A 12,041-nucleotide genomic window follows, 5' to 3' on the forward strand; every position below is an offset into this window, starting at 1 on the left:
GATGTTCGAGGTAACGGACGCACCTCCGCCCGAAGCGCTGGAAGCGATCGGCAATGGCCTCACGGCCTTCAATGCCTCCGACGTCGGCCCTTCGGAGCGGCGACCGCTCGCCGTGCTCGTTGGCGGCCCCGAGGCGAAGGGGCAACGCGGCGGCCTGAACGGCTACACCGGCTGGGGCTGGCTCTTCGTGCAATGGCTGTGGCTGCCGGAGGACCTTCGTGGCCAAGGCCTCGCCGGAAAGCTGCTTCAGGCGGCGGAGGATGAGGCTCGACGCCGCGGCTGCCACAGTGCCTGGATCGACACTTTCAACCCGCAAGCCCGGCGCACCTACGAACGCCAGGGCTACGAGGCCTTCGGCGAACTGCCGGACTTCCCTATCGGCCGCACCCGGGTCTTTCTGAAGAAGTCGTTCGTCGCCAGCTAGTCTCAGACCGCGAGCAGCAGATCGAGCGGCACGACGGACGCCACCGCATCATCCCGCCAGCCGATGATGCCGGCAAGGCCGGCATGCACACCCTCGGCCATCGGCACGACGAGCACCCGCGCGGGATCGACCGGCCCCGGAAATTCGAGCGCACCGTAACGCACCTTCTCGAAACCGAGCGGCTGATAATAGGGCGGATCGCCAACGAGGATCACCGCTTCCGAGCCCTTCCGCCGGGCGGCCTCGACGGCGATGCGCACGAGCTCCCGGCCGATGCCCATGTTCTTGTGCGAAGGCCGGACTGCGAGCGGCCCAAGCAGATGGCCCTTGATCGAACCTGCCATCACAGCCGTCATCCTGACCGAAGCGATGGTCTCGCCGTTGTCGGCGCAGATGAAGGACAGCGACCGATCGTGCGGCCCCTGCTCGCGGATGCGGGCGGCCGCCCGGGCGAACCGACCGGGGCCGAAAGCTTCTTCGTTGATGATTTCGATGGCTGCGTCATGGGACGCGTCTTCGGTCAGGTAGACGAGATCGTGCTTTTTCATGGGATCGAGAAACCAGGCATGCGAACAGACATAGGGATGGCTTCGCCCGAGCCGGGCGTTGGCAGCATCAGCGTCGTCGCAGGTTTCCCGAGATCATCATCAGTGTGGTTTCTTCCAACACGAAAAAAAGTGTGAGATCGCCGATATCAGAAAATTGCCCGCTGTCAAAGCCTAAAACGCACTGTTCGGATTTCGCCATCTATCGGATGCCGCTGGAAACGCTATCTATGAGAGCAACGAACACGAAGGAGATCGTCCTATGGGCAGGTTGGTGGACGGCGTCTGGCAGGACGTCTGGTACGATACGGTGGCAACGAATGGCCATTTCAAGCGCAGCGCCTCGCAGTTTCGCAACTGGGTCACGGCCGCCGGATCGGCTGGCCCGAGCGGGGACGCGGGCTTCAAGGCGGAGGCCGGACGCTATCACCTCTATGTCTCGCTCGCCTGTCCCTGGGCGCATCGCACGTTGATCTTCCGCAAGCTGAAGAAGCTCGAGGACATCATCTCGGTTTCCGTCGTCGATCCGTTGATGCTCGCCCAGGGCTGGGAGTTCAAGGATGGCGGCATCGGCACCGGCGACCATCTCTTCGGATCGAAGGCGCTGTGGCAGATTTATACCCGTGCCGATGCCCACTATTCCGGCCGCGTGACCGTGCCCGTCCTCTGGGACAAGCATCAGAACACCATCGTCTCGAACGAGTCCTCCGAGATCATCCGGATGTTCAATTCAGCCTTCGACGGTCTCACCGGCTCGACGACCGACTTCTACCCGGAAGGGCTGCGCGCTGAAATCGATGCGCTGAATGCCGACGTCTACAACGACGTCAACAACGGGGTTTACAAGGCCGGCTTTGCCACCACGCAGGAAGCCTACGAGGAGAGCGCCGCGGCACTCTTTTCCCGGCTCGACAAGCTGGAGGAGCGCCTTGCATCGCATCGCTACCTGACCGGAAGCCGCCTCACCGAGGCCGACTGGCGCCTGTTCACGACGCTGGTGCGCTTCGACCCTGTCTATGTCGGCCACTTCAAGTGCAACATCCGCCGGATCGCCGACTATCCGAACCTTCAAGGGTACCTCAGGGAACTTTACCAGGTACCGGGGGTGGCCGAGACGGTCGACATGCGCCACATCAAGGAGCACTACTATCGCAGTCACACGACCATCAATCCGACCGGTGTCGTGCCGGTGGGTCCGGTGCTCGACCTCACCTCCCCGCATGGGCGTGACGCGCTTTAACCAGTAGCGCTACCAGTAAGGGTCAAAGCCGCTGCCGCTGGCCAGTTCGGCCAGCCGGCGGCGGGTGGCCGGCGTGGTATCTTCGGGCAGGGCGTCGAGCGCAAAGAAGCCGCTTGCAGCAATTTCCAGATCCGGCGCCTTCGACGCCGTCTGCCTGACTCCGTCGCAACGGTAGAAAATCACATGGTCGCGGCGGCTCGTGCGCCTGTTGTAGTAGACCTGCACCAGAACCGGCGGCACGGTTGCCTCAAGATTGCCCTCCTCGCGGATCTCTCGCAGCAGGCCGTCAACGGAAGCCTCGTCGCGATCAAGCCCGCCGCCTGGAAGGTGCCAGCCCGGCAGATAGGAATGGCGCACGAGAAAGACCCGGCCCTCGTCATCGAAACAGGCAGCGCGAACGCCGATCGTCATGCCGCGCGCAAGAGCGTAATAAACATGCGCAAGCCGCATCAGAAGCCGGAGATACCAGCGCCGCATCTCCGGTGGCCGTTCCTCGCTCAGTCGCCTCGTCCTTCCCATGTTTTCGGCCCCGCGCGATTCATCGGGCGACCTGATTCCCCTGGAGCGGAATATGCGCTAGACGGGGGCGATGTTCAAACTTGCCCACATCTCCGATGTCCATCTCGGGCCCCTGCCCGAGCTATCCCTCAGGGAGCTCGCGTCGAAGCGCATCACCGGTTTCGTCAACTGGCACCGCAACCGCAGCCGGCATCTCTTTACCGGCACGCTCGACACCCTGCTTGAGGATATCGAGAAGAAGGATCCTGACCATCTCGCGATGACGGGCGATCTCGTGAACCTCGCTTCATCGCGCGAAATCATCGCGGTGACCGAATGGCTGGAGGATGCCGGCAAGCCGGAGAACATTTCCATCGTGCCGGGTAACCACGACGCCTATGTGCCGGGCGCGTACGAAAAGACCACCCGCGCCTGGTATCCCTATATGCGCGGCGACGATGCGCCGGCTCACTGGCACGACCGGCATCATTGCTTTCCCTATATGCGGGTGCGCGGACCGGTCGCGTTGATCGGCTGCTCGACTGCGGTCGCGACGCCCCCCTTTGCCGCAAGCGGCTATTTCGGCCAACGGCAGGCACGCGCAACCGTCAACATGCTGCGGGCTGCCGGCGAAGCGGGCCTCTTTCGCATCGTCATGATCCACCACCCGCCAATCCGCGGCGCGACCTCGATGCACAAGCGCATGATCGGCATTCGGCGTTTCGCCGCGACGATTTCGTCTGGCGGTGCGGAGCTCGTCATCCACGGCCACACCCATCTCAACACCGTCTACTGGCTGAAAGGCCAGAATGCACCGGTCCCGGTCGTCGGCATCGCCTCGGCCTCGCAGGGCCCGGGCGGCCACAAGCCGCCAGCAGCCTACAATCTCTTCACCGTCACCGGCGAGCCGGGTAATTGGCAGCTGACGCGCGAACGCTATGCGCTGAGCGGTGACGCAACGACCGTGACACTCGCCGAAACGACGCGTTTCTGACGCCGTCAGGCGGCCACTTCGCAGAATAATCATCGCCCGGCGAATAATTTCCCGCATTCATGCGTCTTACCCCAGTCGTGCGCCGCCTGCTGGTGGCGCCCTCTGTCTTCTGGCATGCTGCGTGGGTGGATCGGCCTGATGGCGGCTCACCTCCTTTCGGCGCGTCAAGGACACGCGATCATTTTGAAACGACGCGCGGGCTTTCGAGGGCGTGCGCGAAGAACGGGAGATGGCATGATGTACCGGAAGAGCCTGCTTGGCGCCCTGATTGTGGCCGGCGCAACCAGCTTCATGGCGCAGGCCGTGATGGCAGCCGGCGAAGACACCAGCGAACCGCCAAAGAAGACCAAGACGACCAGCGAATGCACCGGTGGCAAGGTGTGGGACGCAAAGAAGAATTCCTGCGTCAACGCCAAGAAAAGCGATCTTAGCGACGATATCCTGTTCCAGGCCGCCCGCGAGCTCGCCTATGCCGGCCAGTACGAAAATTCCATCAGGGTGCTCGGCGCGGTCAAGGACCAGAAGAGTGCCCGCGTGCTCAACTATCTCGGTTATGCCAACCGCAAGGCCGGCCGCATGGAACTCGGCATGCAGTATTACAAGCGCGCGCTGCAGGCCGACGAGAACTACATTCTCGCGCGCTCCTACATGGGCCAGGCGCTGATCGAACAGGGACGCGTCCAGGAGGCACGCGTGCAACTCGTCGAGATTCGCGATCGCGGCGGTGAGAACACCTGGGCCTACCGCGCTCTGCTGCAGTCGCTCGGCGGCGTCCGCCAGTACTGACCACCCGGGAGCACGGGGCGGTGCCCGGCGCCGCCTCGGTGGCAGCGCCAAACTTCAGACCGCCGAGCGCGCAAGAGGCGCGCCGGCATTGGTTTTCTAGCCCTTTTTTGCGCCCCCGCTGGCGCCACTTGCAATGGGCGCGCCCTCGTTCTTCTTCTCCGACCATTCCGGCGGCAGACCGAGCGCGCCACCGGCGATGCCGCCGAGACCGGATCCTTTCCCGAAAACGGCGCAATCGGGATCGGTGGGCTTGCCGGTCACCGCATAGGCCACACTGTTCTTGACGTTCTTCATCGAAGGCAGTTCGAAATCGGATTTCATCGGGTCACCCGATTTTTCCAGCAACGCACTGAAATCGCCCGAAAAATCTCCTGCGAGCTCAAAGGCGTCGGCTGCCGTCGATGCGCGGGACCCATTGGTGAGGATGTTGGCACCGCGCGCCCACGTCAGCCCGGCGATCTGCTTGCCTCTCGCATCGAAAGCCTCCGCCTCGACGGCGAGACTTCCAAGACCGATCGGAATTCGCGGAACCGGAACGGGAGCGACCGCCGAGGTCACGGTCGACACGCCCGCAACAACGGCATTTGTCGATTTGACCTTGCTGATCACGGACCGCACGGCCATGTCCGCCGGCTTGGATATCGGCACGACATCGAATTGCGTACTCAAGGCTTCGCAGAGCGATCGGTCGATCGCCGTCGCCACCAGTTTCTTCTGCGGATCTCCGAGCTTGTCGAGATCGGCATTGGCCGCGAAGGTCGTCGGGATCACATGCACCGTCTTTACGTTCTTGGTCGAGGCGGCATCCACCCGATACTTCGTCTTGGTCACCATCCCGTCGCTGGCGACGAAATCCTTGTAGGACGATAGTGACCCAGTTTCCATGACCTGAGCGCTCTGGCATGCGGCAAGGCCCACAAGCAGCGGAACCACAGCACCTATGCGCATGGCCGTGGCGCCCCGCCGAAGCTGGGCTCGGCCCCATCGGCCACCCCCGATCCGTGCCGCGTTCATTCTCTCGCTACGATGCTGTCTGTTCATTGGCGTGTCCCCGACATCGACCTGCAGTTGTGCGATGAGGTCCAGCCAGATTCGGGCCGAACTTTGACGCGATCTCGGGGCGCCGGTGCAGTTTACGGTAACGAAACCCTTGGTTAACGGCCGCCGGCAAGCAAAAGCTTTTTGGGAAAAGACGCCATGAAGCAGCAGAATTTGCTTTCCGTTCCGGCGCTTCCCTTGCAGACTAAGGGGCAAATGTTTCATATCATCCGGCTCGTGCCTCGCACCGCGAATAAACGCACGATCCGGCACGTTTCATTTGGAAGAGCAATGCGTCCAGCGGCAGAAACGAAGGACTTCAGACGCGACTTGGTCAGTCTCCTGCCCAAATTGCGTCGGTTCGCGATGACGCTGACGCGCAACGCCAATGATGCCGACGACCTCGTCCAGGAAGCCTGCGAGCGCGCGATTACGCGCAGCCACCTGTGGAACGGAGAAGGCCGGCTGGAAAGCTGGGTCTATGCGATGACGCGCAACCTCTGGGTCGACGAGATCCGCAAGCGCAAGGTCCGCACCGGTAGCGGCACGGTCGATGCGCACGGTCAGGACGAACTCAGCATCGAGCCTTCGGCCGAAAAGGCCGTCTACGCCAACCAGTTGCAGAAGATGATCCTGTCGATGCCCGAAGGCCTGGCGAGCGTGTTCCTGCTGGTCAACGTCGAAGGCCACAGCTACCGCGAGACGGCCGATATCCTCGGCATTCCGATCGGCACTGTCATGAGCAGGCTGTCGACGGCGCGCCTGAGGCTCGCCGCCATGATCTCCGAGAATACCGAAAGGAGGGCCTGACCGTTGCAACAGACAAAGGGTCACGCACTCGAAGTTCGCCTATCCGCCTATATCGACGGCGAGATCGGTGAAGCGGAACGACATGAACTCGACGCGCTTCTCGCCCGCGACGACGACGCCAAGGCTTTGTTCGAAAAACTGAAAGCCGGCAGCAGCTTCGGGGATACGGCGTTTGAGGATTTTCTGCACGATCCCGTGCCGCTGGCCCTGGTGCGACAGATCAAGCAGGGTCCGGGCGTCAGCCCCAAAACCGAACGCGTGACGGCGACAGCCGCCAATGTCAGAAACGTGCGCATCTGGCCGCGCGTGCTTGCCGCATCGGTTGCACTGCTGCTGCTCGGCGGTTCGGCCGGCTTCGTCATCGGCACGGCAAACAATGTGGGCGAACCGGCAAAAGTGGCTGCGGCGCGGGGCTGGCTCGACGATATCGCCGACTACCACCGCATCTATTCGCGCCAGAAAGAGCACCTCGTCGAGGTTCCCGCCTCCGAAGCTCCCAAGATCGAAACCTGGCTTGCGTCGAGCGTCGGCGTTCCCTTCAGGATTCCGCAGCTTGGCGGCAAGGGCCTGACCTTCGAAGGCGCCCGTCTGCTGGTGGCCAATGGCAAACCGGTGGCACAGCTCGTTTACCGCAGCACTGAGGGCGAGATCTTCGCGATCTGCTTCCTGAAGACATCGACCGGCCCGCAATCGGACGATTTTGACGAGAGCATCCGCGATGATCTCGGCATGGTCTCGTGGCAGCGAGGTGGCGCCTCCTTCGTGCTCGTCGGCCCTTCCGCCCATGTCGGGATGCAGGATATCGCCGAGGCCGCCGCCGCGACGATCTAGGGCGATTTCAGGGAAGTGTGAAACGGTTTTCCGGTCGGAATTGCGCCGTTTTTCAAGCGTGAGCGCTACCGCATGTTTCCTTTAATCGTAGCCGATTGAAGGACAAAAACATGCAGCAATTCAAGGTGCTACAGCGACCTTTGCGCGTCTAATAAGACGCGCGGCGCTGTAGTCGAATTTCAGGCATGAAAAAGGCCGCACCGGATTGCCGGTGCGGCCTTATCGTATATTCGCCTGAAGCGCTGATCAGCCGCGCTTCATTTCCAGCACGCGGTTGGCGGCAGAAACGATCGCTTCGAGCGAGGCAGCAACGATATTGGTGTTGATGCCGGCGCCGAACAGCTTTCCGCCCGGATGCTCCATCTCGACATAGGCAATGGCCGCGGCGTTGGAGCCGTGCTGCAGCGAGTGCTCGGAGTAGTCCGCCACCGAGAGGTCGATGCCGAGATAGATCGACAGCGCGTTGATGAAGCCGTCGATCGGGCCGGTGCCCTTGCCTTCGATGCGCTTGACCTCGCCGTTGTCGGTGATCTCGGCTGCCACCACGCGCACGCCCTTGTGCTCGCCCACCGGATAGGTGTGGTGGTCGACGAACTTGATGCGCGCGCCCGGCTGCTCGACGTAGCGCTCGATGAAGCGCTCATGGATGCGCTTGGAGGGAAGCTCCTTGCCTTCCTCGTCGGTGATGCGCTGGATGTCCTCGCGGAACTCGACCTGCAGGTTACGCGGCAGGTTGATGCCGTAGTCTTCCTGCAGGATATAGGCGATGCCGCCCTTGCCCGACTGCGAGTTGATGCGGATGATCGCCTCGTAGGAGCGGCCGACGTCGCGCGGATCGATCGGCAGATACGGCACTTCCCAGAGCGGCTTGTTGGCGGTCTTGATCGCCTTCATGCCCTTGTTGATCGCGTCCTGGTGCGAACCGGAGAAGGCAGTGTAGACCAGTTCGCCGACGTAAGGGTGGCGCTCCGGAATGACCATCTGGTTGGAATACTCGTAGACTTCCTTGATCCGCTCGATGTCGGAGCAGTCGAGCTGCGGGTCGACGCCTTGCGTGAACATGTTCAGCGCCAGGGTCACCACGTCGACATTGCCGGTGCGCTCGCCGTTGCCGAACAGCGTGCCTTCGACGCGATCGGCGCCGGCCATCAGACCCAATTCAGTGGCGGCAATGCCGGTACCGCGGTCGTTGTGCGGGTGCAGCGAGATGATCAGGCTTTCGCGATTGTCGAGGTTGCGGCACATCCATTCGATCTGGTCGGCATAGATGTTCGGCGTCGCCATCTCGACGGTCGAGGGCAGGTTCAGGATCAGCTTGTTGTCGGGCGTCGGCTTGACGATCTCGGTGACCGCGTTGCAGATCTCCAGCGCCACTTCGAGCTCGGTACCGGTGAAGCTTTCCGGCGAATATTCGAAGCGATAGCCGCCGCCGGCCTTGGCCGCCATGTCGGTGATCATCTTGGCGGCATCGGTGGCGATCTGCTTGATGCCGGCGACGTCCTTGGCGAAGACCACGCGGCGCTGCAACTCACTGGTGGAATTGTAGAAGTGCACGATCGGCTGGTGGGCGCCTTCGAGCGCTTCAAAGGTGCGGGTGATCAGCTCGGGCCGGCACTGCACCAGCACCTGCAAGGATACGTCCTTGGCGACATTGCCCTCCTCGATGCACCAGCGGGCAAAGTCGAAGTCGGTCTGCGAGGCCGAGGGGAAGCCGATCTCGATTTCCTTGAAGCCCATGTCGAGCAGCAGCTGGAACATGCGGGCCTTGCGATCGTGGCCCATCGGGTCGATCAGCGACTGGTTGCCGTCGCGCAGGTCGACCGAGCACCAGATCGGCGCCTTGGTGATCGTCTTCGACGGCCAGGTACGCTCGGTGAGCGCTATCTGCGGGTAAGGCTGATACTTAACCGCCGCTTCCGGCATGCCGTTCTTGATGGAATGGGATTTCTGGATCATTGCAGCTTCTCTTCATCACTGAGCGCTCTGGCCGCATTGCCATAACCGATCGGAGACCGGATTGCGATGGCAAATGCCGCGGCGGGCGCGCCTTTGTCCTAAAACTCTATTGGGGGTCGAGGAGCATCCGCCGGCGTGGCTTTTCGGCCGCCGGGCGCTCCTCAGCGAACCCGGCAACCGCGAGTAAGGCCGAGAAGAAGAAGCGATGCGAAGGCGCGCGACGGCGCACGATTGTCATCGTGTCCGGCGGGGATCGAGGCGATCCGATATGCGTCAGCCTTGGTCATGGTCATTGGCTATACACGGCTTGCCGGAGAGGAGCAAGCGGCGCAATGCGCGAAGATCGCTCCAAAAGAAAAGGGCACCGGCGCGAAGCCGGTGCCCTCCATACCCATTCGGCAGAGAGCGATCTCAGATGTCCGCAGCCGAGGAGATGATGCGCGATACGAGACCGTAGGCCTTGGCTTCGTCTGCCGAAAGCCAGTAGTCGCGGTCCGTATCCTTGGCGATCTTTTCGACCGGCTGGCCGGTCGCATCGGCGAAGATCTTGTTCAGGCGGTCGTTCATCTTGATGATTTCGCGTGCCTGGATCTCGATGTCCGAAGCCATGCCACGGGTGCCGCCGGACGGTTGGTGCAGCAGGAAGCGGGTGTTCGGCAGGCAAATACGACGCTCCTTCGGGGCGCCGACATAGATCAGCGCGCCAGCGGAGGCGACCCAGCCGGTGCCGATGGTCCAGACCTTCGGCTTCACGAACTTGATCATGTCGTGGATGCTGTCACCCGATTCGACATGGCCGCCCGGCGAGTTGACGAAGATGCGGATGTCTTCGTCGCTGGCTGCGGCAAGCGCCACGAGCTGCGAGCAGACCTTCTGCGCCAGTTCCTGATTGATCGAGCCGTAGATGAAAATCGAACGCGACTTGAAAAGGTTCGCCTCCGTTTCCTTGCCAAGCGGCAATTCGGTCTTCTTGTCGTCCTCGTCGTCGTTGTCGTACATCCGTGTTTCTCCGGCGTCTCATGAAGTCTTCAGTCAAAGTCAGATAATGCGACTCGACCCCGAAGACAATGCAACAAACCGAAGCGGCGACAAAGCGGCAAGGCGCACTTCGCTTATGGTAAAAACACCTACCGCCAAATGCCGTATAGACAGGTGGACAAAGGCCAATAAGATCAACCGCGTCAAACACTCAAGAGTGGGGCCAACCTCCCAGGCCCCGCCGATCCATGGGGACACGCATGAACAGACGCATCCTGATCGCCGCCGCGGCGCTGGTGGCTTCCGCCGCACCGGCTTTTGCCCATCTCAATCCGGAAGAGCACGGCTCGTTTGCGGCCGGCTTCTCGCATCCGCTCTTCGGGCTCGACCATATCCTCGTCATGGTCGCCGTCGGGCTCTGGGCCGCCCAGATCGGCGGCCGGGCGCTCTGGATTGTGCCGACGGCCTTCGTCTCGATGATGGCGGTGGGCTTCGCGCTGGCCGTGGCCGGTGTCGGCCTGCCCTTCGTCGAGCCGGCGATCCTCGCCTCGGTCGTGGCACTCGGCCTGCTCGTCGCCATGGCCGTGCGTCTCGACACGGCCGCATCCGCTGCCATTGTCGGCATCTTCGCCCTCTTCCATGGCCATGCCCACGGCGGCGAACTCGGCAGCGCCGGGGCGCTTTCCTTCTCGGTCGGCTTCATCCTCGCCACCGCGGCCCTTCATGCGGCAGGCATCGGCCTCGGCATCGCGCTTCAGCGCCTCTCGGGTGGTGGCGTGCTTGCCCGCATCCTCGGTGGGGTGACGGCGCTCGCCGGCGCTGCCTTGATCTTCGGCTGAGATCAACAGGCGTGCAGCACGGACGCATCATCTTTCTGAACGGCACGTCGAGTGCCGGAAAGTCCACGCTGGCAAAGGCGCTCCGGGAAATCCTCCCGGAGCCCTTCTGCTACTATGCGTCAGACCAGCTTGCCGACGCCGGATTTCGGGTGCTCAAGCGTGGCATGCACCATGGCATGCGCGGCGAACGCGCGAGGTTCTTCGACGGATTTCATCGGTCGATTGCGGCTTTTGCCGAGGCTGGAAACGACCTGATCGTCGAGCACATCGTCGAGGAGCAAATTTGGGCAGAGGATCTCAGGATGCGAACCGCGCATCTCGATGTCTTCTGGGTCGGTATCCATGCGCCGATCGAAGAGCTCGAGCGTCGTGAGCGCGAGCGCGGCGACCGCACCGTTGGGGAAGCGCGCTTTCACCTCAAGACGCATGACCATTGCACCTACGATTTCGAGGTGGACACGCGCGACCCGACCGATCAGGTCGCCGCGCGCATCGTTGACCATTGGCTTAAGCGCCAGTCCCTGAGGGCTTAGCGACAACCTCGCGCCTTAGCCGCGACCGCGATAGGTCAGCACGCCCTGATCGGGCAACCACAAGCCCTCGGGCGGCTTGCCGGTCTGCCAAAAGACGTCGATCGGAATGCCGCCGCGCGGATACCAGTAGGCGCCGATCCGGAGCCAACGCGGCGAAAGCAGCGTTACCAGCCGGCTGGCGATCTCGATGGTGCAGTCCTCGTGGAAGGCGCCATGGTTGCGGAAGGAATGCAGGAACAGCTTCAGCGACTTCGATTCCACCAGCCACTCGTCCGGCACGTAGTCGATGACGATGTGGGCGAAATCCGGCTGCCCGGTCATCGGGCAGAGCGAGGTGAACTCCGGTGCGGTGAAGCGCACCAGATAGTCCTTGCCCTTGTTGCCGCTCGGCACCCGCTCCAGTACCGCCTCTTCCGGGCTCTGTGGCAGGTCGACCTTCGCGCCCAATTGCGAAAGGCCGGATACGTCAGTCTTGCTCATTTTCGTATGCTCCGTCGGTCCATTTGCGTTTTGGCCGCCCGCCATGGCTTATGCGCCAGCCGGCCCCGCTCTGTTTGCGGCCCTTAAAT

At 62.5% G+C, this 12,041-nt stretch carries 14 protein-coding genes; 8 read left to right on the forward strand and 6 right to left on the reverse strand.

Annotated elements, in window-relative coordinates; genetic code table 11:
- The first annotated feature begins 1 nt into the window (after nucleotide 1).
- The gene (locus PWG15_RS13180; RefSeq protein ID WP_275020425.1) at nucleotides 2–424 is read left to right on the forward strand and encodes a GNAT family N-acetyltransferase; all 423 of its coding nucleotides are present in this window, start codon (nucleotides 2–4) and stop codon (nucleotides 422–424) included.
- A 2-nt stretch (nucleotides 425–426) separates the two neighbouring features.
- Here PWG15_RS13180 and PWG15_RS13185 read toward each other — a convergent pair whose 3' ends face one another.
- Complete coding sequence (locus PWG15_RS13185; RefSeq protein ID WP_275020427.1) at nucleotides 427–972, reverse strand: GNAT family N-acetyltransferase; 546 nt, start codon at nucleotides 970–972, stop codon at nucleotides 427–429.
- 259 nt (nucleotides 973–1,231) lie between these two features.
- Between PWG15_RS13185 and PWG15_RS13190 the strand changes: the two genes are divergently transcribed.
- Entirely contained in the window at nucleotides 1,232–2,209 is a 978-nt protein-coding gene (locus PWG15_RS13190) for a glutathione S-transferase family protein (protein WP_275020429.1), read from the forward strand.
- Between the two features lie 9 nt (nucleotides 2,210–2,218).
- Here the strand turns inward: PWG15_RS13190 and PWG15_RS13195 are convergent, their stop codons facing one another.
- Nucleotides 2,219–2,728, reverse strand: a complete 510-nt coding sequence (locus PWG15_RS13195; protein WP_425536704.1) for an NUDIX domain-containing protein — start codon at nucleotides 2,726–2,728, stop codon at nucleotides 2,219–2,221.
- A 70-nt stretch (nucleotides 2,729–2,798) separates the two neighbouring features.
- Between PWG15_RS13195 and PWG15_RS13200 the strand changes: the two genes are divergently transcribed.
- Nucleotides 2,799–3,701 (forward strand): metallophosphoesterase family protein, encoded by a 903-nt coding sequence (locus PWG15_RS13200; protein ID WP_275020431.1) that lies wholly within the window; start codon nucleotides 2,799–2,801, stop codon nucleotides 3,699–3,701.
- Nucleotides 3,702–3,935: 234 nt separating this feature from the next.
- Entirely contained in the window at nucleotides 3,936–4,487 is a 552-nt protein-coding gene (locus PWG15_RS13205; protein ID WP_275020434.1) for a tetratricopeptide repeat protein, read from the forward strand.
- Between the two features lie 96 nt (nucleotides 4,488–4,583).
- Here PWG15_RS13205 and PWG15_RS13210 read toward each other — a convergent pair whose 3' ends face one another.
- Entirely contained in the window at nucleotides 4,584–5,435 is an 852-nt protein-coding gene (locus PWG15_RS13210; protein WP_275020436.1) for a DUF3313 domain-containing protein, read from the reverse strand.
- 381 nt (nucleotides 5,436–5,816) lie between these two features.
- On the opposite strand from PWG15_RS13210, the gene PWG15_RS13215 reads away from it, so the two are divergent.
- Nucleotides 5,817–6,335, forward strand: a complete 519-nt coding sequence (locus PWG15_RS13215) for an RNA polymerase sigma factor (RefSeq protein WP_275020438.1) — start codon at nucleotides 5,817–5,819, stop codon at nucleotides 6,333–6,335.
- Between the two features lie 3 nt (nucleotides 6,336–6,338).
- Nucleotides 6,339–7,166, forward strand: coding sequence for an anti-sigma factor family protein (locus PWG15_RS13220; RefSeq protein ID WP_275020440.1), 828 nt, complete (start codon nucleotides 6,339–6,341; stop codon nucleotides 7,164–7,166).
- Nucleotides 7,167–7,412: 246 nt separating this feature from the next.
- Here the strand turns inward: PWG15_RS13220 and leuA are convergent, their stop codons facing one another.
- Nucleotides 7,413–9,122 carry a 2-isopropylmalate synthase gene (gene leuA, locus PWG15_RS13225; protein ID WP_275020443.1) on the reverse strand — a complete coding sequence of 570 codons (1,710 nt, stop codon included), beginning with the start codon at nucleotides 9,120–9,122 and terminating at the stop codon, nucleotides 7,413–7,415.
- 411 nt (nucleotides 9,123–9,533) lie between these two features.
- The gene (locus tag PWG15_RS13230; RefSeq protein ID WP_275020445.1) at nucleotides 9,534–10,121 is read right to left on the reverse strand and encodes an ATP-dependent Clp protease proteolytic subunit; all 588 of its coding nucleotides are present in this window, start codon (nucleotides 10,119–10,121) and stop codon (nucleotides 9,534–9,536) included.
- Between the two features lie 239 nt (nucleotides 10,122–10,360).
- Between PWG15_RS13230 and PWG15_RS13235 the strand changes: the two genes are divergently transcribed.
- Nucleotides 10,361–10,939, forward strand: a complete 579-nt coding sequence (locus PWG15_RS13235) for a HupE/UreJ family protein (protein ID WP_275020447.1) — start codon at nucleotides 10,361–10,363, stop codon at nucleotides 10,937–10,939.
- Between the two features lie 11 nt (nucleotides 10,940–10,950).
- Nucleotides 10,951–11,472: a chloramphenicol phosphotransferase CPT family protein gene (locus PWG15_RS36545; protein WP_425536705.1), complete on the forward strand. Its 522-nt coding sequence runs from the start codon at nucleotides 10,951–10,953 to the stop codon at nucleotides 11,470–11,472.
- Nucleotides 11,473–11,487: 15 nt separating this feature from the next.
- Here the strand turns inward: PWG15_RS36545 and queF are convergent, their stop codons facing one another.
- Nucleotides 11,488–11,952: a preQ(1) synthase gene (queF, locus tag PWG15_RS13245; RefSeq protein WP_275020450.1), complete on the reverse strand. Its 465-nt coding sequence runs from the start codon at nucleotides 11,950–11,952 to the stop codon at nucleotides 11,488–11,490.
- Nucleotides 11,953–12,041 lie beyond the last annotated feature (89 nt).

Origin of the sequence: Ensifer adhaerens (assembly GCF_028993555.1) — a bacterium.
In the GTDB taxonomy this organism is placed as follows: Bacteria; Pseudomonadota; Alphaproteobacteria; order Rhizobiales; family Rhizobiaceae; genus Ensifer; species Ensifer adhaerens_I.

Bases quoted from the DNA above. Each gene is read 5' to 3' on its own strand.
- leuA (WP_275020443.1), bottom strand. From the start codon at position 9,122: ATGATCCAGAAATCCCATTCCATCAAGAACGGCATGCCGGAAGCGGCG.
- PWG15_RS13190 (WP_275020429.1), top strand. From the start codon at position 1,232: ATGGGCAGGTTGGTGGACGGCGTCTGGCAGGACGTCTGGTACGATACG.
- PWG15_RS13185 (WP_275020427.1), bottom strand. From the start codon at position 972: ATGAAAAAGCACGATCTCGTCTACCTGACCGAAGACGCGTCCCATGAC.
- PWG15_RS13200 (WP_275020431.1), top strand. From the start codon at position 2,799: ATGTTCAAACTTGCCCACATCTCCGATGTCCATCTCGGGCCCCTGCCC.
- queF (WP_275020450.1), bottom strand. From the start codon at position 11,952: ATGAGCAAGACTGACGTATCCGGCCTTTCGCAATTGGGCGCGAAGGTC.
- PWG15_RS13230 (WP_275020445.1), bottom strand. From the start codon at position 10,121: ATGTACGACAACGACGACGAGGACGACAAGAAGACCGAATTGCCGCTT.
- PWG15_RS13180 (WP_275020425.1), top strand. From the start codon at position 2: ATGTTCGAGGTAACGGACGCACCTCCGCCCGAAGCGCTGGAAGCGATC.
- PWG15_RS13210 (WP_275020436.1), bottom strand. From the start codon at position 5,435: ATGCGCATAGGTGCTGTGGTTCCGCTGCTTGTGGGCCTTGCCGCATGC.
- PWG15_RS13195 (WP_425536704.1), bottom strand. From the start codon at position 2,728: ATGGGAAGGACGAGGCGACTGAGCGAGGAACGGCCACCGGAGATGCGG.
- PWG15_RS13215 (WP_275020438.1), top strand. From the start codon at position 5,817: ATGCGTCCAGCGGCAGAAACGAAGGACTTCAGACGCGACTTGGTCAGT.
- PWG15_RS13205 (WP_275020434.1), top strand. From the start codon at position 3,936: ATGATGTACCGGAAGAGCCTGCTTGGCGCCCTGATTGTGGCCGGCGCA.
- PWG15_RS13235 (WP_275020447.1), top strand. From the start codon at position 10,361: ATGAACAGACGCATCCTGATCGCCGCCGCGGCGCTGGTGGCTTCCGCC.